Annotated in this window: 25 protein-coding genes and 1 tRNA gene; 19 read left to right on the top strand and 7 right to left on the bottom strand. The window is 61.2% G+C overall.

The features are described from left to right. Nucleotides 1-2 precede the first annotated feature (2 nt). From HCG46_RS23070 to HCG46_RS23040, 7 genes are all read left to right on the top strand, one after another. Nucleotides 3-428 (top strand): ASCH domain-containing protein, encoded by a 426-nt coding sequence (locus tag HCG46_RS23070; protein ID WP_023002915.1) that lies wholly within the window; start codon nucleotides 3-5, stop codon nucleotides 426-428. After that, nucleotides 425-946 (top strand): O-acetyl-ADP-ribose deacetylase, encoded by a 522-nt coding sequence (locus HCG46_RS23065; protein ID WP_168687490.1) that lies wholly within the window; start codon nucleotides 425-427, stop codon nucleotides 944-946. The genes HCG46_RS23070 and HCG46_RS23065 overlap by 4 nt, the downstream gene beginning before the upstream one ends. Further along, nucleotides 936-1,265: a hypothetical protein gene (locus tag HCG46_RS23060; protein WP_023002913.1), complete on the top strand. Its 330-nt coding sequence runs from the start codon at nucleotides 936-938 to the stop codon at nucleotides 1,263-1,265. Before HCG46_RS23065 ends, HCG46_RS23060 begins: the two co-directional genes overlap by 11 nt. A 3-nt stretch (nucleotides 1,266-1,268) precedes the next feature. Then, complete coding sequence (locus HCG46_RS23055) at nucleotides 1,269-3,263, top strand: acetyl/propionyl/methylcrotonyl-CoA carboxylase subunit alpha (protein WP_168687488.1); 1,995 nt, start codon at nucleotides 1,269-1,271, stop codon at nucleotides 3,261-3,263. Further along, nucleotides 3,250-4,881, top strand: coding sequence for an acyl-CoA synthetase (locus HCG46_RS23050; RefSeq protein ID WP_168687487.1), 1,632 nt, complete (start codon nucleotides 3,250-3,252; stop codon nucleotides 4,879-4,881). Before HCG46_RS23055 ends, HCG46_RS23050 begins: the two co-directional genes overlap by 14 nt. Before the next feature lie 116 nt (nucleotides 4,882-4,997). Further along, nucleotides 4,998-5,858 carry a hydroxymethylglutaryl-CoA lyase gene (locus tag HCG46_RS23045; RefSeq protein WP_168687485.1) on the top strand — a complete coding sequence of 287 codons (861 nt, stop codon included), beginning with the start codon at nucleotides 4,998-5,000 and terminating at the stop codon, nucleotides 5,856-5,858. After that, nucleotides 5,855-6,643: a crotonase/enoyl-CoA hydratase family protein gene (locus tag HCG46_RS23040; RefSeq protein WP_077291586.1), complete on the top strand. Its 789-nt coding sequence runs from the start codon at nucleotides 5,855-5,857 to the stop codon at nucleotides 6,641-6,643. The genes HCG46_RS23045 and HCG46_RS23040 overlap by 4 nt, the downstream gene beginning before the upstream one ends. A gap of 231 nt (nucleotides 6,644-6,874) precedes the next feature. Here the strand turns inward: HCG46_RS23040 and HCG46_RS23035 are convergent, their stop codons facing one another. The 7 genes from HCG46_RS23035 to hemC form a co-directional block, all read right to left on the bottom strand. Continuing rightward, nucleotides 6,875-7,612: a hypothetical protein gene (locus tag HCG46_RS23035; protein ID WP_035907952.1), complete on the bottom strand. Its 738-nt coding sequence runs from the start codon at nucleotides 7,610-7,612 to the stop codon at nucleotides 6,875-6,877. A gap of 288 nt (nucleotides 7,613-7,900) precedes the next feature. After that, nucleotides 7,901-8,722 carry a response regulator gene (locus HCG46_RS23030; RefSeq protein ID WP_208984613.1) on the bottom strand — a complete coding sequence of 274 codons (822 nt, stop codon included), beginning with the start codon at nucleotides 8,720-8,722 and terminating at the stop codon, nucleotides 7,901-7,903. A gap of 743 nt (nucleotides 8,723-9,465) precedes the next feature. After that, nucleotides 9,466-9,541, bottom strand: a tRNA-Thr gene (locus tag HCG46_RS23025). A gap of 200 nt (nucleotides 9,542-9,741) precedes the next feature. Further along, a complete protein-coding gene (locus tag HCG46_RS23020) occupies nucleotides 9,742-11,784 on the bottom strand; it encodes a heme biosynthesis HemY N-terminal domain-containing protein (RefSeq protein ID WP_168687484.1) in 2,043 nt (680 codons plus the stop codon). Nucleotides 11,785-11,861: 77 nt separating this feature from the next. Then, on the bottom strand, nucleotides 11,862-13,826 hold the full coding sequence (locus tag HCG46_RS23015) for a hypothetical protein (RefSeq protein WP_209009588.1): 1,965 nt from the start codon (nucleotides 13,824-13,826) through the stop codon (nucleotides 11,862-11,864). A gap of 120 nt (nucleotides 13,827-13,946) precedes the next feature. Further along, nucleotides 13,947-14,663 (bottom strand): uroporphyrinogen-III synthase, encoded by a 717-nt coding sequence (locus tag HCG46_RS23010; protein ID WP_168687483.1) that lies wholly within the window; start codon nucleotides 14,661-14,663, stop codon nucleotides 13,947-13,949. A 7-nt stretch (nucleotides 14,664-14,670) separates the two neighbouring features. Beyond that, nucleotides 14,671-15,597 (bottom strand): hydroxymethylbilane synthase, encoded by a 927-nt coding sequence (gene hemC, locus HCG46_RS23005; protein WP_031270219.1) that lies wholly within the window; start codon nucleotides 15,595-15,597, stop codon nucleotides 14,671-14,673. A 93-nt stretch (nucleotides 15,598-15,690) separates the two neighbouring features. Here hemC and tsaD point away from each other — a divergent pair, with 93 nt between their 5' ends. The 12 genes from tsaD (at nucleotide 15,691) to HCG46_RS22945 (ending at nucleotide 25,600) form a co-directional block, all read left to right on the top strand. Then, nucleotides 15,691-16,797 (top strand): tRNA (adenosine(37)-N6)-threonylcarbamoyltransferase complex transferase subunit TsaD, encoded by a 1,107-nt coding sequence (gene tsaD / locus HCG46_RS23000; RefSeq protein WP_062486703.1) that lies wholly within the window; start codon nucleotides 15,691-15,693, stop codon nucleotides 16,795-16,797. 103 nt (nucleotides 16,798-16,900) lie between these two features. After that, complete coding sequence (locus tag HCG46_RS22995; protein ID WP_168687481.1) at nucleotides 16,901-17,404, top strand: NUDIX domain-containing protein; 504 nt, start codon at nucleotides 16,901-16,903, stop codon at nucleotides 17,402-17,404. Between the two features lie 26 nt (nucleotides 17,405-17,430). Beyond that, complete coding sequence (locus HCG46_RS22990) at nucleotides 17,431-17,907, top strand: NUDIX domain-containing protein (RefSeq protein WP_055659702.1); 477 nt, start codon at nucleotides 17,431-17,433, stop codon at nucleotides 17,905-17,907. Continuing rightward, nucleotides 17,894-18,901, top strand: coding sequence for an NAD(P)H-dependent glycerol-3-phosphate dehydrogenase (locus HCG46_RS22985; RefSeq protein WP_023002899.1), 1,008 nt, complete (start codon nucleotides 17,894-17,896; stop codon nucleotides 18,899-18,901). The genes HCG46_RS22990 and HCG46_RS22985 overlap by 14 nt, the downstream gene beginning before the upstream one ends. 471 nt (nucleotides 18,902-19,372) lie before the next feature. Next, a complete protein-coding gene (locus HCG46_RS22980) occupies nucleotides 19,373-19,663 on the top strand; it encodes a YciI-like protein (protein WP_055659704.1) in 291 nt (96 codons plus the stop codon). Beyond that, nucleotides 19,664-20,089: an EVE domain-containing protein gene (locus tag HCG46_RS22975; protein WP_023002897.1), complete on the top strand. Its 426-nt coding sequence runs from the start codon at nucleotides 19,664-19,666 to the stop codon at nucleotides 20,087-20,089. A 27-nt stretch (nucleotides 20,090-20,116) separates the two neighbouring features. Next, a complete protein-coding gene (locus HCG46_RS22970; protein WP_168687480.1) occupies nucleotides 20,117-20,788 on the top strand; it encodes a methyltransferase in 672 nt (223 codons plus the stop codon). Nucleotides 20,789-20,931: 143 nt separating this feature from the next. Next, nucleotides 20,932-22,104, top strand: a complete 1,173-nt coding sequence (locus HCG46_RS22965; RefSeq protein WP_168687479.1) for a M20 aminoacylase family protein — start codon at nucleotides 20,932-20,934, stop codon at nucleotides 22,102-22,104. A gap of 136 nt (nucleotides 22,105-22,240) precedes the next feature. After that, nucleotides 22,241-23,035: an ATP-binding protein gene (locus HCG46_RS22960; protein WP_023002894.1), complete on the top strand. Its 795-nt coding sequence runs from the start codon at nucleotides 22,241-22,243 to the stop codon at nucleotides 23,033-23,035. A 1-nt stretch (nucleotide 23,036) separates the two neighbouring features. Next, nucleotides 23,037-23,807, top strand: coding sequence for a sulfite exporter TauE/SafE family protein (locus HCG46_RS22955; protein ID WP_168687477.1), 771 nt, complete (start codon nucleotides 23,037-23,039; stop codon nucleotides 23,805-23,807). Between the two features lie 180 nt (nucleotides 23,808-23,987). Beyond that, complete coding sequence (gene leuB, locus HCG46_RS22950; protein WP_168687476.1) at nucleotides 23,988-25,100, top strand: 3-isopropylmalate dehydrogenase; 1,113 nt, start codon at nucleotides 23,988-23,990, stop codon at nucleotides 25,098-25,100. An 80-nt stretch (nucleotides 25,101-25,180) separates the two neighbouring features. Further along, a complete protein-coding gene (locus tag HCG46_RS22945) occupies nucleotides 25,181-25,600 on the top strand; it encodes a hypothetical protein (RefSeq protein ID WP_023002891.1) in 420 nt (139 codons plus the stop codon). Nucleotides 25,601-25,604: the final 4 nt, after the last annotated feature.

The raw sequence follows: 25,604 nt of genomic DNA, 5'->3' as shown, positions 1-25,604 counted from the left end.
CGATGTCCATCGACGAGCTGAAAGCAAGATACCCCGGCGCCGAAACCTTCAAGTTCGGCGACAATGCGGACCTGTGTGCCCAGCTCATCGCCCTTGTGCGCGCCGGCAGGAAAACCGCCACATGCGGTGCCTTGCAGAGCTATGAGGACGGTGGTGAGGTCCTGCCCGTTCATGGACGGCGGGACATTGCACTGAACTGGGACGACACCCCCGCGCTGGTGATCGAAACACTGGAAGTGTCCGTCGTGCGCTTCTGCGATGTCGGGGAAGACTTCGCCCTGGCGGAAGGCGAGAATGATGACCTCGCCGGCTGGCGCAGGGACCATCAGGTCTTCTTTGAACGCAACGGCGGATTTGACCCGGAAATGGACCTTGTCTGCGAGCGCTTCAAGGTTGTTGAAGATCTGCAGCCGGAGCTCAAGCCGTGAGCAGGATCGAGACACACATAGGCGACATCACCCGGCTCGACGTGGATGCCATCCTCAACGCGGCCAACTCGTCGCTGCTCGGCGGCGGTGGTGTCGACGGGGCGATCCACCGTGCGGCAGGTCCGGAGCTCCTGGCCGAATGCAGGACGCTTAACGGCTGTGAAACAGGCAACGCAAAGATCACCAGTGGCTACCGCCTGCCCGCCCGTCACGTCATCCACACGGTCGGCCCCGTCTGGAAAGGCGGCACGTCGGGCGAAGCGGACCTTCTTGCCTCCTGTTATGAAACCAGCCTGCGTCTTGCGGCAGAAACCGGCTGCAGAAGCATAGCCTTCCCGGCCATTTCCACCGGCATTTACGGCTATCCGGCCGGCAGCGCCGCGTCGATCGCGGTGGAAACTGTCAAACGGGTTCTGGAGGACCTGCCGGAAATCGAAACCGTCACACTGGTTGCCTTCGACGAGGCAAGCCATGCCCATCTTCTGGCCGCACTCGGGAGGAAACCTCATGAAGGGTGAAGTCCGCTCGATGGTGGAATGCGGCCCGGATATCGAAGCAGCGTTCCGTGACCAGCATCCCGACATACAGCTGACGCAGCCCCTGACCGCCATTCTGGTTGCGCTCGACGAAGGCAATATCGACAAGGGCGACACCCTCTCCGTCGGCGGCCTGAAGGTGAGCGTGCTGGCAACCGGACGAAGCGCGCTCCTTGCCGACGGGAGCCGGAACTCCATCACGGTGTTCAGCGAGCTGCCCATACAACATATGCCGGATCTTGCTCCGGACCGAACTGCCGATACCCCCGGCGCACTAGTCACTCCCTGGGAGGAGAACTGAGAAATGTTCAAGAAGATCCTCATTGCCAACCGCGGCGAGATTGCCTGCCGGGTGATGGCAACGGCCAAGAAGCTCGGCATCAAGACCGTTGCGGTCTATTCCGATGCGGACGCCAGGGCCAAGCACGTTGCCATGGCCGACGAGGCTTTCCGTATTGGACCGGCACCGGTCTCGGAAAGCTATCTGAAGGCTGACAAGATCATCGAAGCCTGCAAGCTGAGTGGCGCCGAAGCCGTGCATCCGGGCTACGGCTTCCTGTCGGAAAATCCGGATTTCGTCGACGCCCTCGACAGGGCCGGCATAGCCTTCATCGGCCCGAGCGCCTCTTCCATCCGCGCAATGGGCCTGAAGGATGCCGCCAAGGCGCTGATGGAAAAGGCCGGCGTGCCGGTGGTGCCCGGATATCACGGCGAGAACCAGGACGCGGACTTCCTGAAGGAGCAGGCCGACCGCATCGGCTATCCGGTGCTGATCAAGGCGCGTGCCGGCGGTGGTGGCAAAGGCATGCGCCGGGTCGATGACCCGAAGGATTTCGCAGACGCCCTGAAAGGTGCGCAGCGCGAAGGCGAAGCCAGTTTTGGCGACGGCCGCGTGCTGATCGAGAAATACCTGACCAAGCCGCGCCATATCGAGATTCAGGTTTTCGGCGACAGCCACGGCAATGCCGTGCATCTGTTCGAGCGCGACTGCTCGCTGCAACGCCGCCACCAGAAGGTGATCGAGGAAGCCCCTGCCCCCGGCATGCCGGAGGAAATGCGCCGCGCCATGGGGGAAGCCGCCGTGACCGCGGCCAAGGCCATCGACTATTCCGGCGCCGGCACTATCGAGTTCATCGCCGACGTTTCCGAAGGCCTCAGGTCCGACCGGTTCTATTTCATGGAAATGAATACCCGGCTGCAGGTCGAGCACCCGGTTACCGAGCTCATCACCGGCGAAGACCTGGTCGAGTGGCAGCTTCGCGTGGCCTCCGGCGAAACCCTGCCCAAGCGCCAGGAAGATCTTTCCTTCAACGGCTGGGCCTTCGAAGCCCGGCTGTATGCGGAAGATGCGCCGAAGGGCTTCCTGCCCGCCATCGGCACGCTGGAGCATCTGGCCCTTCCGGAAGACAGCGCCCGGGTCGACAGCGGCGTGCGCTCCGGAGATGAAATCACCCCCTATTACGATCCGATGATCGCCAAGGTGATCGTCCACGGCCCAACCCGCCAGGCGGCTCTCGGCAAGCTGCTGGCAAGCCTTGAGGCAACGGAAGTTGCCGGCTGCGTCACCAATGCCGGCTTTCTGGCGGCCTTGTGCCGCCACGAAGGTTTTGCCGCGGGCGATGTCGACACCGGCCTCATCGACCGGGATCTGACCCAGCTCATAGAAGAACCCTCCATCCCGGTGGACGCCATTGCCCTTGCCGCTCTCACGGCGCTCGGCCTGACCAGGCCGGCAAGTGGCAACGATCCGTTCGACACGCTGGCCGGATGGCGGATCTGGAGTGCATCGCGCCAGTATGCACTGCTTGAAATTGCAGGCGAGCGCCGGGACGTCGAGGTCCACGCCCTCGGCCATCAACGGTTCGCGGTCCAGCTTGAGGAAGGCTCACGCGAATATGCTCTGGTGAAGGTTGAAGGCGGTGCGATCACCTACGACTGTGACGGCCACCGTGCCCGGGCGGTCGTAGTGGAGGACCGCAAGGGACTGACGGTCTTCCTCGGCGGCCATGCTTTCCCGGTTGCCTTGCCGGACACGCTCAGCGCAGACGAGGAAGCCGGCGGCGCGGGCGATCAGCTGATCGCACCGATGCCCGGCCTCGTGAAGGTTCTGAACGCCAAGGCAGGCGAAGCCGTGACGAAGGACCAGTCTCTGGTGATCCTGGAAGCCATGAAGATGGAACACACGCTGAAAGCCCCGCGGGACGGTGTCATTGGCGAGGTTCTTGTTGCCGAAGGCGAGCAGGTAACCGACGGCACCGTCCTTCTGGCGCTCGCGGAGGAAGCCGATGCTGCCGCATGACGCCACGAGTTATGACGACCTGTCCGGCAGGTTCCGATGGGAGATCCCAGACCGGTTCAACATCGGCGTTGCCATATGTGACGACTGGGCGGCACGCGAGCCGAACCGGGAGGCGCTGGTCTATACGGACGAGGACGGCAGCGCCACCAGCTACACCTATAGTGACCTGAGGCGGCTTTCCAATCAGCTTGCCAACCTGCTGACTGCCCGAGGCGTACAGCCCGGAGATCGGATCGGCGTTCTGATGCCGCAAAGGCCCGAAACCGCCTTTGCCCATATTGCGGCCCTGAAACTCGGCGCGATCACCATTCCGCTTTTTACCCTGTTCGGTGAAGAAGCACTTGAGTATCGGCTGAAGGATTCCGGCGCGAAGGCGGTGATCACGGATGCGAGCGGCGCTGCCAAACTGGCGACCATCCGTGACCGGTTGCCGGAACTGACGACCGTCCTTTGTGCGGATGAAGACGTCCCGGGGGCAGAGAGCCTCCATCATCACATGGCCGGACACGAAGGCACATTCCACCCCTTCGACACAGGCCCCGATGACCCGGCAATCATCATCTACACCTCCGGCACCACCGGACAGCCCAAGGGTGCCCTGCACGGCCACCGGGTGCTGCTCGGCCATCTGCCGGGCGTCGAGATGAGCCATGATCTTCTGGGCCAGCCGGGTGACAGGATCTGGACCCCGGCGGACTGGGCCTGGATCGGCGGCCTGCTCGACGTTCTGATGCCCGCGCTCTTCCTGGGTGTGCCCGTGGTAGCGTGCCGGTTCAGAAAGTTCACCGCTGAAGCAGCCTTCCAGCTGCTGCAGGACCAGAAGATCCGCAACACCTTCCTGCCGCCAACCGCGCTGAAGATGATGCGTCAGGTGGAAGCCCCGGAAAACCGCTGGCAATTCACCCTGCGGTCCGTTGCCTCCGGTGGCGAGACACTTGGCGCGGAGCTGATCGACTGGGGCCGCCGCACATTCGGCCTGACGATCAATGAATTCTACGGCCAGACCGAGTGCAACATGATCGTTTCCAGTTGCGCCAGACTGATGGAAGCGCGCCCCGGCATCATGGGCTGCCCGGTTCCGGGTCATGATGTCAGCGTCGTCAGCGACACGGGCGAGGAACTGCCTGCCGGATCACTCGGCAACATTGCCGTCAAACGTCCTGATCCTGTGATGTTCCTGAACTACTGGAACAACATGGAAGCGACGGAGAAGAAATTTGCGGGCGACTGGCTTTTGACCGGCGACACGGGCATCAAGGACGACACCGGGTGGATCCGCTTTGTCGGACGGGATGACGACGTCATCACGTCATCAGGCTACCGCATTGGCCCGGGAGAGATCGAGGATTGCCTGATCAAGCACCCGGCGGTCGCCATGGCCGGTGTCGTCGGCAAACCCGACAGCCAGCGCACGGAGATCGTCAAGGCGTACATCGTCTTGAAAAGCGGCATTGAACCGACCGACAAACTTGCCGGGGAAATCGCCGACTTCGTCAAGACGCGCCTTGCAGCCCACGAGTATCCGCGCGAAGTCGCTTTTGTCGACGCCCTGCCCCTGACCACCACCGGCAAGGTCATCCGCCGTGAACTGCGCGCCCGTGCCGAGCAGGAAGAGTGATCGTGTCAAACACCGTTTAACGAATGCCTCCGCGATTTGCCTGGTGCCGTCCCCCGGACGAAGCGCAGCGAAGAACCGGCCTCACTTAGGCCTCACGAGAAGCTAGAGAAGAAAACATGTCTGAATTCGTCACCCTGTTTGAAATGGGCCCGCGCGACGGTCTGCAGAACGAGAAAACCTTTGTGCCGACGGCCCAGAAGATCGACCTCGTGGACCGGCTTTCTGCCTGCGGCTTCCGCAAGATCGAGGTGACCAGTTTCGTCAGTCCGAAATGGGTACCGCAAATGGCCGACGCCCAGGAGGTGATGGAAGGCATCTACCGGCATCCGTCCGTGACCTATGCGGTGCTGACACCCAATGTGAAGGGTTATACGGCCGCCAAGAAAGTGTCGGCGGATGAAGTCGCCATTTTCGGTTCGGCCTCGGAAGGCTTTTCCAGAAAGAACATCAATTGCTCGGTTGCCGAAAGCATCGAACGCTTCAAGCCGCTTCTGGAAAAGGCACATGAGGACGGCATCCCGGTTCGCGGCTATGTCTCTTGCGTAACCGACTGCCCCTACGACGGTGCAACACCACCGGAGAAGGTTGCGGAGGTCGCCAAAACGCTGTTCGATCTCGGCTGCTACGAGATTTCCCTCGGCGACACCATCGGCGCCGGAACGCCGGAGACCATCGGTCGGATGCTGGACGCCGTGCTGACCGCGATCCCTGCGGACAAGCTTGCCGGCCATTTTCATGACACCAAGGGCCGGGCGATCGAGAACATCGAGGTCAGCCTCGAAAAGGGCTTGCGCACCTTCGACAGTGCGGTCGGCGGTCTGGGCGGTTGCCCCTATGCACCGGGTGCCAAAGGCAATGTCGCAACCGAAGCCGTGCTAGACCTGATGACCAGCAAGGGCTTCGAGACCGGCATCGACCGGGCAAAGCTTGCTGAAATCGCCGACTTTGCCCGCACCCTCAGGAGTGTTGACGCATGAGCTTCGAGACAATCTCCCTTGCCGTTGACGACCGGGGCGTCGCAACGCTGACACTCAACCGCCCGGACAAGCACAATTCGCTTTCCGCCACGATGATCGCCGAACTGACGGAAGTTGCCGCACAATTGGCGGAGGACGACACTGTCCGTGTCGTTGTCCTGACGGGTGCTGGCGCCAGCTTCTGCGCGGGCGGCGACCTTGGATGGATGCGCGAGCAGTTCGAAGCTGACCGCGAAACTCGCATGACTGAAGCGCGCAAGCTTGCCATGATGCTGCAGAGCCTCAACGAATTGCCGAAGCCACTGATAGGCCGCGTACAAGGCCAGGCCTTTGGCGGCGGCATCGGCATGATGAGCGTCTGCGACACCGTGATTGCCGTCGACAGCGCCAAATTCGGCCTGACGGAAGTACGTCTCGGCCTCATCCCGGCAACCATCAGCCCCTATGTGCTGGCCCGCATGGGAGAAGGCAAGGCACGCCGGGTATTCATGTCCGCCCGCCTGTTCGGCGCGGAAGAGGCTCGGGATCTCGATCTTGTGGCGAAGGTCGTGAGCGAGGCGGACCTTGATGCGGCGATCGAAAAGGAAATCAAACCGTATCTCTCCGCTGCCCCTGCTGCGGTAGCCGCCTCCAAGGCGCTGGCCCGCAGCCTTGGCCCGGAAATCACCGAAGAAATCATCGACGACACCATCCGCCGTCTCGCCGAGACCTGGGAAACCCCCGAAGCCCAGGAAGGCATCTCCGCATTCTTCGAAAAGCGAAAGGCGAACTGGGTCGGTTCGTAGTTTGAAGCGGCTGATGCCAGCACCGGGTCTTCGGCAGATCGCCCCTCCTTCCGTCGGCGCCCCCACACGCCCTCATGCTGAGGAGGACCGTCAGGTCCGTCTCGAAGCATGGGCCAGGAGCTCCTGCGTGTGCCGCCCATCCTTCGAGACGCGCGCAAGCGCGCTCCTCAGGATGAGGACGAAGTTGTGGTCAGCAGACAGCCGAATGTGATGTGAGGTGAAAAACCGCCCTCAATGGCCGGCACTGCGCCTGGCGTGTTCGATCAGGGCCGCGATACGCGCCACTTCCTTTTGTTCCGACTGCGGCGGTTCCTGCGGCGGGCCGCCGTACATGCGCTCGCGCCGCTGGCGGATCTTCTTGCGCTGATATTCACTGATCCCGTCAGGAAGCTCCATACCGGCCCTGTCGATGTTGATCAGCACCCGCTGCAGGTCCGGCACAAGTTCGGAGGAAATGGTGAAGGTTGCCCCGTCCGGGCGCTTGAAGACCAGAGTCGTGGTGGTTTCAGCCCCATTCAGCAGAACCGCTGATCTCGGCCCCAGCGAGCCGATCGTCGACTGGAACCAGGCAGCCCAGCCGGAAGCGTGCCACAGGCGGATGTCGATCTTTTTCAGATCCTCATACATCACCCGGACGCGTCGGCCGAACTGGGTGAATTCGAAACCGTTGCTGAAGAAACGGACCCAGGACGTCTCCTGTCGTGCGGACACGGTGAACAGCACCGGTGCAATCGAGGCAGGACCCAGGCAAAGCAGCGCCATCAGGGCTGCGCCTCCGCTCCAGTCTGCCATCCCGATGAAAGCTATGGAAAAGAAAGCGGCACCAATCACAAACCCGATCATGTCGAGTACCAGAACCGGCGGATGACATACCGGCTTTACGGCACCGGACGGTACGTTCGGCCGCGGCAAGGCGGCATAGATCCCGGCGGCCGCGATAATGCAGAGCAGGCTGCTGAGCACCGACATGAAAAAATATCCGCCGACTATACCCAGCACGCAGAGGCCGAGAGGCAATATCCGGCGAAGTAATTCAAGTTTTGCTGTTTTGCCCACACCGCTCTCCATGCATTCAGACAGTGGAACCGATACGAACTAGGGGGAGACTTCTGATTCTTTCATTGAATCAACTGAAGCGTTTTAAATCAAGAATGCTGACAAACAATCCAGAAACAATGTAAGCGTTCGGCAAATGGTTCCCTTGAAATTTCCAGGAGACCCAAGAGGAACGATCAGCACTCGCCAGTCCGGCGAGCCTCACGATGCCTTGCGTTCTCGTTCCATGAAGCTGAACATGTTGCGCACCTTGCCGAATTTTGGCGTATCCAGCTCCAGGAACTGATGCATGAGCGTATCTATGTCCTGAGGCGTGAACGGCTTTTTCAGGAAACCGGATATCCCGACGAAGGCCGCGGACCGCTCCAGATAGCTCGTGTCGTTGGTGGACATCATGTAGATGCCGATCTTGCTCGACAGGTCCCGGATCGAACCGGCAAGCTCGATACCGTCGACATCCGGCATGTGAAAATCCGTCAGCACCATCCGGAACTTGCCCGATGCAAGTGTACGAAGCGCCGCCTGCGCACTGTCGGCTTCCGAGATTTCGAAGTCGAACCGGCTGGCCTCCAGAACCTTGCGCGTCAGTTTGCGCATCGTACCGCTGTCGTCGACGATCAGGATCGGATAGGTCGTCGTCATCGTCATGTAAGTGGCGACGATCTCCGACACATCCTCCTGGGTGAAAGGCTTTTTCAGGAAATGATAGGCCCCCAGCTGCTGAAGCATGTTGGCATTGCGCTCATCAAGACCGCTTGAAATCGCGACCGTCAGACAATCTGCAGACTTCGTCTCGCTCATCGCGGCGATTACGTCCGGACCATTCAGCCCCGGCATGTTGATGTCGATGAAGGCGATGTCGATCTGTTTCTTCTTCAGAACCTCGACAGCGGAACGACCGTTATCGACGTTATCAACCTCGATGTACCGCTTGGAACGATGAACGGCGATGCCGTTGTTGATGACTTCACGAGCGATGCCGCTGTCGTCAGCGACAAGAATGCGGATCATTTTATGCAGCAATTCTCATCACCTTGTGTGCGGCTCTCGCATCGTCACTTGAGGCCATGTCTAAATTAACAAGTACAATAAGGAAACAATTGTATATTTTCTGTTACTGAAGCTCGTCAGGCATTTTACAACCTTTGATATAAATAGATTTACATGAATATTCATTCACTCGATTCCAAAATTCTTACAAATAGGATGTAAAGACCGAAACCTCATCTGGGAAAATCCCACAAAATATGAGGAAACAGGCGCAACGCGGCGTCACAGGATTCCCGCAGTCACATTATGGTTCAGTGACTTCCGTCGAATTGGAGCAACCTGTGGCCAGCTTTTTCAAAACACGGAATCCAACCAGCCTGTTTCTGAAAATCAAACGAGGCCAAAACAAGCACCTGCTGGACGATACGATTGTCTCGTGAGGACAAGGGCGCCCACAACCTGCCAAACCAACTCTACGTCAATTTGTAGCGTCAGAATTGGACAATCACCCCGCCTTTTGCAAGGACTGCCGACGAGCCATCAATGTGGCACTTCCCGTCCGACAAACAGAAACCGGATCAGCAGCAGGGCAACACAAGTTCGCCAGCATCAAAGCTGTCACTGCGACCTGTGCAGCCCGTGAATCTGGTGGCAGGGCCAACGATCGCAAAGCTGTTTCTGAAGTCTCGTGACAGCTTGCTCAATTCAGAGGAAAGCATCAGAGAAGGGATAGCCCTGTCGGGCGCACCTGAAGAAAGGAACCTGGGCCTGGAAAGTGGTGCCGCTGAAGGGACTCGAACCCCCGACCCCATCATTACGAATGACGTGCTCTACCATCTGAGCTACAGCGGCGTTCTCCGGCAGATGCCGGGCATCGCGCGATTTGGCGCGGACACTCAGGTCAAGCCCGAGTGCGCCGCTAATTACCGGAGCTTGGCGTCAGATGCAAGAGCCTAAAACCGGTTCTTTCAGGAAGATCACATCTTCCCTTTTCCGGAAGCCAGGCAAACACATGCTCGTCAGCACATTCCGACTATCGCCGCAGCAGCGCTTCAGTTGAAAAAGCGCGGCCGTGGCGTCTTGGCGCTCTCGTCCTCGTCGTCCTCATCCGGGCCCGGATCGTCCGGCATCCGCGACAGGGGAAATTCGATTGGCCGGTTGAGATCCTCTTTGGAACTTCCGGACTTTGTTTCGCCTGTCTTGGCCTCCCCGGCTTTGGCAGCCGATGGCTTTGCATCCGCCGATTTCGGAGTTTCCTCAACCTTGGCCTCAGATGTTGCCTCTGGCTTGGAAGGCGTCTCGGAACCGTTCCGGGTGTCGGTCTTGCCGGTCACACCAGCTTTCGCTGTCCCGGCGTCTTTGCTTGTCACCACGGCAGGTTTGTCGTCTGCCCCGGCTTCGGCTTTTACCGCGCTTTCCTTGGCTGCCGTCTTCTCAACGGTCGCAGCCTTGTCCGAAGGCGCCTTGGTAGCTTCGGCGTCGGGCAGGTCCTTCAGCGCAGGGCTGTATTTGACATCGTCCGTCGTCCCTTCGTAGCCCTGCTTTTCCAGTGGCACAGAGGCAGCGGAAGGTTCCGCGGCGGCTGACTTGGCGCTGCCGGATGTGGCGTCAACCGTCTCGGGTCCCGCAGGCTTGGCAGTGGCAGGCCTGGTGACGGGTTCGGCTTCCAGCACCACCGCGTCGTCATCCACATCTGCAACCGGCCGAACCGGCTCGGCTGGAGTGGCGGACGGCAGGGCCGGCGCCTCGAACAGGCTGTCCTCAAGCAGCGGACCGTCCTCGTCGGACAGACTGCCCGGCGTTGCCCACTGGAACGCATCGAGCTTGCCGGTGACCGGTGACACCGGCTGCCATTCGGCGGAAATGATGCCGTCGGCCATCCAGACCTTGTCGAGCGGCGCACTGACAGCACGGGCCAGCCAGTCGCGTGTGCGGCCCCGGTCACCGTGTTCGGCTTCCTCCACTTCCGCCATCAGCAGAAACGCCTGACGGGTAGGTTCGGACTGCAGGACCTTTTTCAGCTGCTTGCGCGCTTCTTCGAACTCGCGCGCCTCCATGGCTGCGCGGGCGATGGCCAGCGCACCTTCGGGAGTGTTTGCCCGTTGTGCGGAAAGCGATTTCACCCGCTTCAAACGATCGACAGCCGAATCGCCGGTACGCACATGGGCATAGGTTTCAGCCAACTCCGGATGCGGGAACAAACGCCAGGCCGCCTCCAACACTTTGGAGGCCTTGCGGATGTCGCCCCGGCGCGTTGCCAGACGAGACGTCAGCACGGCGGCCGGTACAAGGTCGAGTGCCAGCCCATGAGCTTCCTTGGCCAGCGAATAGGCCCGTTCCGGCTCGCCGTCCTCCAGCTTTGTCGCAAGGGCCGTCAGGATGACGGCGCGCTGACGCCGATAGGTTTTCTTGTCCAGCATCTTTGCGGCGTAGTTGCGCTCCAGGGTCTTGAGCGCTTCGTCCCAATGGTGGGCAACCGCCTGGTAGCCGAGCACGGCCTTGCCGGCCCACTCCAGACCCGGCGATGTCTTGGCGGCTTCCTCCGCGTAGTGCCGTGCTGCCACCGGCTCCCTGTGCCGCTCGGCCTCGATGAAGAGACCGTGCAGACCAAGCGCCTTGGTGGCCGGATCTTCCAGCATCGCCTCGAAACGCTGACGCGCTTCGTCGTCCTTGCCGGCAAGCTGGGCCGTCTGTGCAAGCAGCAGCTTTGCCGCGGGTTCATCATCCAGCAGCTTGTCGGCGTCCAGCGCGTAGCGGCGCGCCAGTTTGGCGTTGCCCGTGCCCAGAGCGATCAAGCCCTGTGACAGCGCATTGTAGCCCTTGTCTTTCCGGCGGCGCCGAAAGAAGCGGCTGGCAATCTGCGGTGATTTCAAGACGACGCGGATCACCCAGACAATCGCCAGGAAGATCGCCAGGAAAATGGCTGCGGCAAGGGCAACAATCGCAGGCGACTGCTCCCAGATGTCCGTCCCGACCTGCTGGCCGCCTTCATAAACCGGCCAGGAAATCTGGATCGTTCCAGGCAGGTCCGCCATCCAGGCAAAGCCCATGGCAACGGCAAACAACAGCGCGAAAAAGAACAGAACGCGGATCATTCAGTTCGCTCCCTGCGACGGCCGGCTCCTGCCGGCACATAGTTCCATTGACGGGCGGGCGAGTGGCCGGCCTGCATTCAGCTATCCTTCGCAGCAAGCGCGTTGAGCACTTCCTGCGAGGCTTTGTCCGTCAGGTCATCAACCTCGACGCGGGCTTCGGCGCGCGTTGCCCAGTCGGCAGCAGCAGCCTGTCCCTGTTCTGGCAGATCCTTGTAGGCGGCAAGTGCCGACTTGAGATCTCCCTTCCGGACGGCGTTTTCCATGCGCTGCAGGGCAGCGGCCGGCCCGTCGCCTTCACCTGAGCCCGAACGACGAACGGTGAACAGCGACTGTGCACTGGTCATCAGGCTGTCGAGTACATCACCGGACCGGTCCGGTTCGGAAAACGTCTGGTAGACAGAGCGCGCAACTGGCGGGAACTGGGCGATCAGCACGGGCACCGGTTCGACACCGGTCTTGGCGTTGGCCTCCAGTGCAGACAGGTCGAGCCCGCCCGGCAGCCCCGCCTTGACGGCGGCCAGCTCGGTTTCATAAGGGCGGCCGGAATCGACGGCCGACTTCAGCGCGGAAACGGACAGTGCCCTGGCAGCAACTTCACGCGCCGTCGCATCGCCCATCGTTGCCTCAACCGCGGCAAGGCGCGTTGAAAGCGCGTCCAGTTCAGAGCGCAAACCTTCCAGCGCCGCCGTGTTGGCCGCGCCGACAGACTTGATGTCGGCAGCCAGCGAAGACAGGGTCTCGGTTGCCCGTGCCTGGCTGTCGGCAAGGGTCTTCAGGGAAACGTCCGACGTCGATACGGCTGTTTGTGCTGCTTTCGCGGTCGCTTCGGTATTGGAAAGTCTGGTTTCCACCTCGGAAAGGGTCGTCTTCAGGTCCGAAAGCTGGCCCTCGAGCCCGGTTACGGAACCGGAAAGCTTGTCGGCTTCGGAAGAGGTCGATGTGGTGTCGGTTTCCAGCTTGGCCAGGCGGCTTTCAAGCGGCGCCAGATCCACCTGGCTATCGCCCTTCACTTCCTCTTCCAGCGCGGCCAGACGGCTTTCAAGCGGCTGGAGATTGGCTGGGGTTCCTTCGCCGGTGCCGGCACCTGCCGAAGCGACGGTGCTGCGCAGTCCTTCGACATCCTGCTTCAGGGCATCGACCGCGGCGCTCAGATCGGACGACGATGCATCCTGCAGTTTGGCTTCAAGCGCGCTGACTTTGCTTTCCAGAGCAGAAACAGCACCGGAGCTACCCTGGCTGGAGACCGAAGACGTCACGTCGCCGAGTTTTTTCTCCAGATCGGAGATCTTGCGTTCGGCGGCACTGAGCGCGCTGGTGAGCTGCTGGTTCGGCTCGGGCGACAGTTTGACGAGCCCGGCCTGGTAAAGGCCGAAGCCGCCGCCAAGCACCAGGATACCGCCGATAACGGCCGCAATCAGAACACCGAATGCCCCGACACCGCCGCGGTCTTCAGCGGCTGGCGGATTGGAAAAGCTGGTTGATCCCCCTGGACGGGAGCTGCTGCTTGTCGAGGAAGTTCCAGGCTGGCTGGTGGCAGACGTCGATGAGCTTGCCGGAGACGCCGGTTTGCCGGTCGCAGATGACGACCCGGTTGCGCTGGCTCCTGTGGGCTTTCCGGCTGTGGAAGACCCGGCAGTGGTAGACGACGAAGAAGAATAGCCTGATCCGGTCGAGGACGAGGTCGATGCAGACGAAGAGGGCGACGATGTGCTGCCCGAACTGCCGGTGCTGCCGGATGACGATGTATTTCCGGCTGAGTTTGAGTTGCCGGACGCAGTCGTGCTGCCGATACCGCCTGTCTTGGTTGCACCCGCAGTCGTGCCGCCAGACCCCGTCGTGGCGCTCGTCGTTGAGCTCGTACCAGAGGCTGGCTTCGTGTCTGTCGGCTTGGCACCGACCTTCTCTGCGGTCAGATCAATCGTTACCGGCCGCTTGCTGCTGCCGGAGGAAGACGCAGTGCTGCTGCCCGGCTTGTCCTTGCCGCCGGTGCCGCTGCCGCCCGATGAAGATGTCCCGCCCGGGGATTTCTTGTCCGTCGTCATCTCATCTCCTCCTGAACCCTGCCGGTCCCAAGACCTTCACTATACACACCTCTTTGCGAAGCGGTACCGCCGCAGCAAAGACTTTTGCGCGCTGCAAAAGAACGACTCCCCCGGATCTGGTTAACACTGTGTTAAAGCCAGATCCATCAAGGCGCTTTCGTTCGGCGCAGCTGCAATACGCACCTGGCTTACCTCAAATAGGGGCTCGGCCGACTGCCGCGAAAGGGCATAAACAGGCAACCTGGAAAAAATATGGTCGAGACCGTGCCTGCGAACCAGCGCCAGAAAAGCTTCAGCCGTGCGTTTGGAATAAATGAAGACACCATCAAAGGCATTCTGGCGAAGGCCGTCAACCACGGCAGAAGGCAGGCTTTCCGCCGGCTCCATGCGGTAAAGCACGACGGTGCGACAGGAAATGCCCCCTGCGGCGAGAAGTCCCTCCAGATCCCCCGCCCGATCCTCGGCAGCAGGATAAAGGACGGCCCCTGAAGACAATCCGCTCCGACTATCGAGAATCAGCTGAGCCAGCGCAGCGATATCCCCGCTGGCCGAAAGTATGTTTGAAAAGCCCGCTTCCCGGCAGGCGAGTGCGGTCGCGTCGCCCACCGTGAAAACCGGCAAGCTCCGCAAGGCATCGATCCGGCCCTGCGCTAACAGGACGGCGACCGACCGCCGGCTGGAAAACGCCAGCGCCGACACGCCCTCCGGCCCGATTTTTGCCGACCGCACTTCAACGGTTTTCAGAACGGGAGCTTCATCGGCAACATGCCCCAACGCCCGCAGTTTTTCAGCGGTCCGCCGGCAATCCGGCTGGGGGCGTGTCACCAGAAAGCGCATGACCGGGTCAGGCTCCTGCCAGAAAGTCCGGTCCCATCCGGGTTTTCAGATCTTCCCCGACAGACCGGCCGATCCGCGCGGCCTCTGCCGCAGGCCCACTGCCCGATGCCTCATGCGCGGCCGATCCGTCCGGCTTCAGCACAATCCCTCGGAAGTGCATCGTATCGCCTTCGAGTGTTGCCAGACCGCCGATGGGCGTGCGGCAAGACCCGTCCAGAACAGCTAGGAAGGCGCGCTCCGCATCAAGGCGGATCTGCGTTGCCGCGTCGTGAATTGCCGCCAGCATTTCAAGGGTAGCCTTGTCGTCCGCCCGGCTTTCGATGCAGATCGCACCTTGGCCGACAGCCGGCAGAAACTGGTCGGTTTCCAGAAGGCTGGTGATTTCCGCTTCCAGGCCCAACCGGCGCAGACCGGCAGCCGCCAGAAGTGTTGCGTCCACCTCGCCCTCTGCCAGCTTGCGCAGGCGTGTCTGCAGGTTGCCGCGGTACATCACCACTTCGATATCCGGGCGCAGCCGCTTGATCATCGCCTGGCGCCGCAGCGAACTGGACCCGACGACGGCGCCCTGCGGCAGATCGGTCAGGGTCTTTGCCTTGGGCGACAGGAACGCATCGCGCACATCTTCCCGCGGCAGGAAGGCCGTCAAAGCCAGACCATCCGGCAGGACCGTCGGCATGTCCTTGGACGAATGAACGGCAAGATCGATCCGCCCGTCCAGAAGCGCTTCCTCGATTTCCTTCGTGAACAGCCCCTTGCCACCGACTTCCGACAGCGGCCTGTCCTGGATCCTGTCGCCGGAGGTCTTGATGACCACGATCTCGAACGCGTCTTCGGCCAGATCATGGGCCGCCATCAGCCTGTCGCGGGTTTCGTGGGCCTGTGCCAGCGCCAGCGCGCTGCCCCTTGTTCCGATACGCAAAGGATTTGATTGCAAGGTTTACCGTCCAGATGCTACGCCCGGCAGAAATGACGGGCACCGATTTATGTCTTTTCGGATGTCCTAACACAGGCAACCGCACTTAGACCAATGACCTCAGTCAAAACAGATGACAATGCGACCAATCTGACGGTCCTGGGCATTGAAACCAGCTGCGACGAAACCGCAGCAGCGGTGGTGTGCGGCCCTGCGCACAAGAAGATCCTCTCCAATACGATCCGTTCGCAGATCGACGAGCATACAGAATTCGGTGGCGTGGTGCCGGAAATTGCCGCCCGTGCCCACATCGAGATCCTCGACCGCATCGTTGCCGAAGCCATGAACGAGGCCGGTTGCGGCTGGGACGATATCGACGCGATTGCCGCAACTGCCGGTCCCGGCCTCATCGGTGGCGTCATCGTCGGCTTCATGACCGCCAAGGCCATCGCCATGGCAGCGGGAAAGCCGATCGTCGGCGTAAATCACCTGGAAGGCCACGCCCTGACCGCGCGCCTAACCGACGATCTCGAGTTCCCGTTCCTCTTGCTGCTCGTCTCCGGCGGCCACAGCCAGTTCCTGCTGGTGCGCGGCGTCGGGGACTATGAACGTCTCGGCACGACCATCGACGATGCAATTGGCGAAGCTTTCGACAAGACAGCCAAACTGCTGGGCCTGCCCTATCCCGGCGGCCCGCATGTAGAAAAAATGGCTGCCAAGGGCGACGTCACCCGCTTCCGCCTGCCGCGTCCGCTTCTGGATCGCCCGGGCCTCGACATGTCCTTCGCCGGACTGAAGACGGCCCTTCGCACCCAGGCGAAAAAGCTTGAACCTGTCGATGAACAGACGATTGCCGACCTCTGCGCGGCGTTTCAGCGATCTGTGTCCGACGTTTTGGCAGCCCGCACCCGCTCCGCACTCGATCTCTTCCGGACACGCCACCCGGGTGTCAAACCGGCAATCGTTGTGGCTGGCGGTGTCGCGGCGAACCAGGAAATCCGCAACAGTCTTCTGGCTGCGGCAGAAGAGGCAGATGCCCGTTTCATCGCGCCGCCCATGCGCCTTTGCACCGACAATGCAGCAATGATCGCCTGGGCCGGTATCGAGCGGCTTCGACTTGGCCCCGTGGACGACATGAGCCTGTCACCCAGGCCTCGCTGGCCGCTGGATTCAGCCAATGCCGGTGTGCTCGGCGCGGGTAAAAAGGGAGCCAAGGTCTAGGGTGTGGACCTGTAAATCATCACTCAATTTCCCACCGACCCTTTTGCGCGATCAAAGACCCTGTTAGGAAACTTCAGCCTTCCAACAAGGACTGTTCTGAGAAATGCGCGTCTACCACAAGGCCTATGTCTACCTGACCTGCGGCACGGACCTTCTGGTCTTCGACGAACCGGACACGCCTCATCTGGGCCTGCAGGTTCCGGGTGGCACCATCGATCCGGGCGAAAGCTTTCTGCATGGCGCCATGCGGGAATTTGCCGAGGAAACCGGCCTCGAACTGGACGTGGCCTTTGATCAATTTTCCAGTCAGGATATCCCGTTCGAAACGATCCCTCCCGTCGGACAGTACCGGCCCGCACCCAACCGTCCGCTGCTTGGCCGACACATCCGCCGCAACTACCATGTCCGCCTTGGTGCCCGGCCGAAGAGCGAGTGGGAACATTACGAAATGCATCCCAGCAGCGGCGGCGATCCGATTCGCTACCGTTTCTTCTGGGTTGACCTGTTTGGCGAACGGGCAAGCGACGAGGAAAACTTCTTCGCAGCCTTCGGCGCGCCCCTCGATGCCCTGCGCAAACGTGTGACACGCCTCGCCAACGCGGCATAAACAACAGTTCTTTCAAGGACCTGCCCGTGCTGATCTACCAAAAGGCCTATGTCTACCTGACCTGTGGAACAGAGCTTCTCGTGTTTGTGGAACCCGATTTCCCGAACGCCGGCCTTCAGGTTCCCGGAGGCACGGTCGACCCCGGCGAAAGCTATCTGCAGGCTGCCAGGAGAGAATTTGCCGAGGAGACCGGACTTTCGTTGGATATCGCGCTCGAATCGTTCGCCGACCAGGACCATATCTTCAAAGATGTTCCCCGTTGTCTCGACGGCTTGCATCGCCGGCGGCATTTTCACGGCCGAATTCGTGAAAAGCCCGCGACAGAATGGGAACATTTCGAAATGTCACCGAACGCAGGCGGTCCCCCGATAAGGTTCCGTCTGTTCTGGATTGACCTGTTCACCATGGATGCGCCGACCGAGGCCCGCTTTTTTGAAGGGTTTGGAGCGCAACTTGAAACATTACGGACGCGCGTGGAAAGGCAGAGCAATGGGCGCCATTAGGTCTATCGGCGTCGTTGGCGGTGGCGCCTGGGGCACGGCCCTGGCCCTGACCGCAGCCCGTGCCGGACGGGAAGTGCGCCTTTGGGCGCGTGATCCCGGTACGGTCTCCGATATCAGGTCCCGTCGGCAGAACCCGAGGTATCTGCCGGGAATCACCTTTGACGAGGAACTGGAAGCGACATCTTCGCTGGAAGAGGTTGCCGACGCCGATGCCATCTTGCTGGTGACACCCGCCCAGACAACACGTGCGATGCTGGCTGCCCTGAAACAGACCGGCAAGGTACGCGGTCCCGTCGTGCTGTGCGCCAAGGGCATCGAACAATCCTCCGGCAAGCTCTTGTCCAAGGTCATGAGCGAGGAACTGCCCGGCGTCGAACCGGGCGTCCTGTCCGGCCCGAGCTTTGCCGACGACGTCGCCAAGGGCCTGCCGACTGCCGTCACCGTTGCCGCCAATTCGGCCAAGACCGCGCTCAGCCTGTGCGAAGCGATGCAATCGCCCTGTTTCCGGCCCTATGCCTCGATCGACATTCTCGGTGCACAGATCGGCGGCGCCCTCAAAAATGTGCTCGCGATCGCCTGCGGGGCCGTGGTCGGCCGCAAGCTCGGCGCCAGTGCCCAGGCGGCCCTGACCGCACGCGGCTTTGCCGAACTGTCTCGCCTCGGCACCGCCATGGGCGCACAGGGTGAAACCCTGACAGGCCTTTCCGGTCTGGGAGACCTTGTGCTCACCTGTTCGTCCAGCCAGTCGCGCAACTTTTCCTTCGGGCTGCGGCTCGGCGAAGGCTTCATGGCTTCCGAGCTGATTTCGGCAGGTGGCAAGCTCGCGGAAGGCGCCTATTCCGCCCGCGTCGCAGTCAAGCTGGCCCGCAAATACGATGTCGAAGTACCGATCTGCGAGACCGTCGCCAGGATGATCGACGAGGACCTGACCATCGACGACGCCCTCAACACCCTGATGGCACGCCCGCTGAAATCGGAAACGGCAGGGCTTTGACCCCGTCTCGACGAAACCGGCCTTCGACATAGGCACAAGCCGGCGCCTGGCTCTCTTTCCGCTTGTGATAGGGGATTGGCATATGAGCGATATCCTCATCCCCACGGCGTCACCCCGGACAAGCGAAGCGCAGATCCGGGGCCCACTCGCCGCGCCGCTTGCCGAAGCAGACAAGGTGCCCTGAAGAGGCACAACCCATTCCGGCTCTCTGGAAACGAGTAGCCCCCGGGTCTCGCGTTGCTCGCCCGGGGTGACACTTGTGCTTGCTGCCTGTCTTTAGTCCAAAGTCAGTTGCCCTGCCACGAAGGGGAGAACAGCTCCCTCATCCTGAGGAGCCGGGCAACGCCAGGCGTCTCGAAGGATGGGCCGCTTGCACAGGGTGTGATGCACCTCTCCTTTCTTTCCCCCATTGAGTTTCCCCCGCCCCGGCCCTAGGTTCGACGCAGATTCGACCAACCCGGGGAATTCTTCATGCTCTATGCCCTGATCTGCACCGACAAGCCCGGTGCCCTGCAGACGCGCCTCGACAACCGCGCCGCCCATCTCGACTTCCTGAAAGGCCTCGGCGACAGCCTCAAGGCAGCCGGCCCGTTTCTTGACGACGACGGCAACATGACCGGCTCGCTGGTTGTGATCGAAGCCTCCAACCGCGACGAGATCCTGGCGATCTCCCAGGAAGATCCCTACGCCCGCGCCGGTTTGTTCGAAAGCGTCGAGATCCGCCCCTGGAACTGGGCAATCAAGAACCCGGAGGCAAACTGAGTGCAGTACTGGCTGATCAAGTCCGAACCCGACAAATGGTCCTGGGAACAGCAGAAGGCCCGTGGCGACAAGGGTGAGCAGTGGGACGGTATCCGGAACTACCAGGCACGCAACAACATGCGGGCCATGGAAATCGGCGACAAGGCGTTCTTCTACCATTCCAACATCGGCAAGGAAGTCGTCGGCATCGTTGAAGTCTGCAGTGACATCCATCCGGACACCACTATCGATGATCCCCGCTGGGAATGCGTGGACTTCAAGGCCGTCCGTGACATGCCCAAGCCGGTGACCCTGGCCGACGTCAAGGCCGAACCGCGCCTTGCCAAGATGTCGCTGGTCACCTCCATGCGCCTGTCGGTTCAGCCGGTCACGGAAGAGGAATGGAAAATCGTCTGTGAAATGGGTGGCCTGAAAGAGCCTGCCTAACTTCCTCTCCTGAGAGATCCGCCCTGAATGGCCCTTATCAAGGATCCGGCAGCCTTCATCCGGAAGGAGACCATGGTCAAACCTGTGCCGCATGCGGAGGAAATCCTTCTGCATGTGGCCGATGAGGCCATGGATCTGTGGCAAAAGACCGAAGACGAACTGGGCGAGCTAGGCCTGCCGCCGCCATTCTGGGCCTTTGCCTGGGCTGGCGGCCAGGGACTTGCCCGCTACGTGCTCGACACGCCGGAACTGGTCGCGGGAAAACGCGTTGTCGACTTTGCCTGCGGCTCCGGTCTGGTCGGCATAGCCGCCATGAAGGCCGGCGCTGCGTCCTGCCACGCGGTCGACATCGACCCCTACGCCCTGACCGCAACACGCCTCAACGCTGCGCTCAACGAGGTGGAGATCACCACCGAGACCGCGGACATCACCACCGGAGAACCGCCGCAAGCGGACCTTGTCTTCTGTGGTGACGTTTTCTACGACAAGCCCATGGCCGACAAGGTGCTGGCATTTCTCGACAGGTTGCTGGTGAACAACATCGAGGTCTATGTCGGTGATCCTGGCCGGTCCTATCTGCCCTCGTCACGCATGATTGAACTGGCGGCCTACAGCGTTCCGGTGGTCGGTGCGCTGGAAGACAACGAGATCAAACGCACGCGCGTTTTCCGTTTGCAGGAAAAATCATCCGGAGAATGACCTGGTGGCGGATCAGTCTTGCAGACCATCGCCTTGCACATAACTTTTTCCGCAATCCCACTTCCTCTTTTTGCAGCTTGCGATAGGTTAGCCGTTCAAGCTTAAAGCGCTTTCCTGTTCCGATGTGTTTCTAGGAGTCCTTCATGCCCATCGTTAATCGCCTCGCGGATCTGGCCGACGAGATCACCGCCTGGCGCCGCGACATTCACGAAAATCCCGAAATTCTCTACGAAACGGTGCGGACTGCCGAGAAGGTGTCCGAGCTGCTGCAGAGCTTCGGTGTCGATGAAATCGCAACGGGCGTCGGCAAGACGGGCGTCGTTGGCGTGATCAAGGGCCGCAACGGTGGTGCCGGCAAGACCATCGGCCTGCGTGCCGACATGGACGCGCTGCCGATCGAGGAAATCACCGGCAAGGACTATGCCTCCAAGATCCCGGGCAAGATGCACGCCTGCGGCCATGACGGCCACACCGCCATGTTGCTGGGCGCTGCAAAATATCTCGCGGAGACCCGCAACTTCGACGGCACGGTCGTCGTCATCTTCCAGCCGGCCGAAGAAGGTGGCGCAGGCGCGAAGGCGATGATCGATGATGGTCTTCTGACCCGCTGGCCGATCGAGGAAGTCTACGGCATGCACAACTTCCCGGGCATGCCGGTGGGCGAATTCGCCATCCGCAAGGGCCCGATCATGGCCGCGACCGACGAATTCCGCATCACCATCACCGGCCGGGGCGGCCATGCCGCCAAGCCGCATGAGACCATCGACCCGATCGTGATCGGCTCGCAACTGGTGTCCGCGCTGCAAACCATCGCCAGCCGCAATGCCAATCCACTCGATTCAGTTGTTGTGTCGGTGACCGTTTTCCAGGGTGGCAACGCCTTCAACGTCATTCCGCAGGAAGTGCTGCTGCGCGGCACCGTGCGCACGCTGAGCCCGGAAATGCGGGATCTCGCCCAGGCACGGATGGAATCCATCGTCACCTCTGTTGGCGATGCGTTCGGCGCAAAGGCAGTTCTGCAGTTCACGCGCGGGTATCCGGTCACGGCGAACCACGACGAGCAGACGGATTTCGCGGCAGCCGTCGCCGAAGGCATTGCCGGGGTCGGCAAGGTCAATCGCGAGATCGAGCCGATGATGGGCGGTGAGGATTTCTCCTACATGCTGGAAGAACGCCCGGGCGCGTTCATCTTCGCCGGCAACGGCGACAGCGCGGGCCTGCACCATCCGGCCTATGACTTCAACGACGACCTGATCCCTGTCGGCTGTTCCTACTGGGTGAAACTGGTCGAAACGGCCCTGCCCGCAGCGGCCTGACCGCCTGTGAAATCCTTCATCGCCATCCCGGTTCGCACGATGCCGACCCAGGATGACGGGCCGGGATGACGGCGGGAAGGTTTTGGATTAAGAGTGACGCCGGTTCCGACCGGCGTTTTCATTTGGATTTTCAAATATGGCTCTTTCCCCCTTCAAGCTTCCCTTTCTGGCAGCCTATGTCGTGGTCGGGGCCATTGTCGGTGTCCTGGTGATCCACCCGCTGAACCTTGTGGTGGTCTGGTGGGAACTGGCCCGTTTTTCGGAAACGGCTCCGAACCTCCTTGAATTTCTGACGGCGCGCCTGTGGCTGGTGCTGCTTCCCCGGCATCTGGATGTTGCGGTTGCCTATACCGGTCTCGGCGCAGTTGTCGGCCTCGCCTTCGGTATCTTCACCCGCAACTACATGCGAACGTCCGAAGCCTACCGGTCGCTGCGCGAAGAGCAGACCGCGCTCATTCCCGATCTTCTGAAACAGGGCGAAAACCGGCGCGTGGAGTTCAAGTCGTCGCTGCGCTGGGACCTGAAGGAAAACCGGACCAACCGGTCCCTGGAAAAGGTCATCGCCAAGACCCTTGCCGGCTTCTTCAATGCCGATGGCGGCCATCTTCTGATCGGTGTTGACGACAACGGCACACCGCTTGGTCTCGACAAGGACCTGGCAACGCTGAAAAGCCCGGACCTCGATTCGTTCGAGCGCACCGTCAACGACATCGTTTCCAAAACACTCGGCGGAGATCTCTGTCCTTACATCCACACGGTCTTTTCCAGGGTGGACGGCAAGGACGTGGCGATGGTCATCGTCAGCCCGGCACCCCGCGCCGTCTATCTGGAAGAAAACAAGGCCTCGGTCTTCTATCTGCGCAGCGGCAATTCCACCCGCGCACTGGATGTCCGCGAAGCGGTCAACTACGCCAACAAGAGATGGTCGTGACATGTCGGACATCGCCGGCTTCTTCTTTCCCGATCAGCTGCACCTTGCTGCATCGCTGACACTGATCGTCACGAGTTTCTTCACCTCGGCCCTGACAGCGGCCGTCGGCCTTGGCGGCGGGGTCGCGCTGATCGCGATCATGGCAACCGTCATGCCGGCCAGTGCCCTGGTGCCGGTCCACGGTGTCGTTCAGCTCGGATCGAACGCCGGGCGTGCGCTGGTGCAACTGAAACATGTCGACTGGCTGATTGCGCTGTGGTTCGCAGTCGGGGCGGCAATTGGCGCAGCCGTGGGCGGCGCCATCGCGGTGGAATTGCCGCCGGCGGTTCTGAAGGCGGGCATCGGCCTGTTTGTGCTGTGGGTCGTCTGGGGCAAGGCACCGCATTTCGGCAAGGCGCCGAAACGGGTCATGGCAGCAGCGGGTTTTGCCTCCACGTTCCTGTCCATGTTCTTCGGTGCGGCCGGCCCCATCGGCGGTGCCGTTTTGTCGACCCTCGGCCTGCCGCGCCACGGGTTCGTCGCCAACCAGGCAATCACCGCGCTGATCATGCACATCTTCAAGATCATTGCGTTCGGCGCGCTCGGCTTTGCCTTTGCGCCCTGGCTGGGACTGATTGTCCTGATGATCGCCAGCGGCTTTCTCGGCACACTCGCTGGCAGCCGCCTGCTCGGCCGAATGGACGAGAAGAGCTTCAAGACCGGCTTCAAATGGGTGATGACCGCGCTGGCGCTGAACCTCCTGTTCCAGGCAGTGCGGGGCTGGCTCGGCTGATCCTTGCCGGAGCCGCCCTGAAACCGGCTTCAATCCCGCTGCTCTCCGGGCCTTTCAGCCGTTCTTGACCTTTCCCCACGGCTTGCTTGAGTTCTTCGCAACTGGCTTCATCTTGAAAGACAACGGCCGACGCGCTAACCCATCGCCATCAGATTTCTCAAAATGCGGGATGGAACATCCATGGCTTCACAAAACCTTCTGCTTCTGCCGGGTGACGGCATTGGCCCGGAAATCATGCAGGAAGTGAAAAAGGTCATTGCCTGGTTCAATGAAAAGGGCGGCATGTCCTTTGAAACCGACGAAGGCCTGGTGGGTGGTTCCGCCTATGACGCGCATGGCCAGTCGATCTCCGAAGAAGACATGGCCAAGGCCATGGCTGCCGACGCGGTCATCTTCGGCGCCGTCGGCGGGCCCAAGTGGGACGACGTTCCTTACGAAGTTCGCCCGGAAGCCGGCCTTTTGCGTTTGCGCAAGGACATGCAGCTGTTCGCCAACCTGCGCCCGGCCATCTGCTACCCGGCGCTTGCCGATGCATCGTCGCTGAAGAAGGACGTGATCGAAGGTCTCGACATCCTGATCGTGCGCGAGCTGACCGGCGGCGTCTACTTCGGCGAACCGAAGGAAATCATCGACCTCGGCAACGGCCAGAAACGCGGTATCGACACGCAAGTTTACGACACCTACGAGATCGAGCGCATTTCCGGCGTCGCCTTTGAGCTTGCGCGCACGCGCGGCAACAAGGTCACGTCCATGGAAAAGCGGAACGTGATGAAGTCCGGTGTACTGTGGAACGAAGTCGTTACCCAGACGCACAAGAACGGCTACGAGGATGTTCAGCTGGAGCACATGCTGGCTGACGCCGGCGGCATGCAGCTTGTGCGCTGGCCCAAGCAGTTCGACGTCATCGTGACGGATAACCTCTTCGGCGACATGCTGTCCGACGTTGCCGCCATGCTGACCGGTTCGCTCGGCATGCTCCCGTCCGCATCGCTCGGCGCACCGGATGGCGTTACCGGCAAGCGCAAGGCGCTTTATGAGCCCGTCCACGGCTCCGCTCCGGACATTGCCGGCACGGGCGCGGCCAACCCGATCGCCATGATTGCCAGCTTCGGCATGGCGCTGCGTTACTCCTTCGAGGAAGTTGCAGCCGCCGACAAACTGGACAAGGCCATCGCCAACGCTCTCGACAAGGGCCTGCGGACGAAAGATATCGCAGGGCCTGGCCAGGCCACCGTTTCCACCGTGGAAATGGGCGACGCCATCATTGCCGAACTGGACGCCTTGAGCGCCTGACAGGCAATCGCCAATTGCAAGCAGAGCCGTCACCGGTTATCCCGGTGGCGGCTTTCCCTTTTCAAGATACCGCTGGTCCCATGATCGAAGACAAACTCGCCCCCTTTCTCGGCACCTGGATCCTCGACACGGAGGAAAGCGACTTCGAACAAGGCGAACCGCCACGTAGCGCCACGCTCAAGATCGATGAGAACTTCGGCGTCGCCGTCTTCACGATGAACCAGGTGGCCTCCGACGGCGAAGTCACCAACGACACTTTCGAGGCAATGCCGGACGGCCCGGAAGTGCGTCTTGGCAAAAGCGGACTGGTCGACGCCATGCGTCTCGTGTTCCAGGGAGATCGCAACCTCATTTCGGAAGCCCGCCGTGGAGGGCTGACGATCATGAAAGCCGACCGGGAACTGTCTGACGACGGCAGAACGCTGACCGTGACGCAAACCGTCCACCTGGTCGACGTTGCAAGCTACACGAACGTATCCGTCTATCGGCGCGCGCAGTAGGAAA

The organism is Labrenzia sp. PO1 (assembly GCF_012273635.1).
In the GTDB taxonomy this organism is placed as follows: Bacteria; Pseudomonadota; Alphaproteobacteria; order Rhizobiales; family Stappiaceae; genus Roseibium; species Roseibium algicola.
Note: the sequence above shows the minus strand (reverse complement) of the source record. Positions and strands in the feature narration are given on the sequence as shown.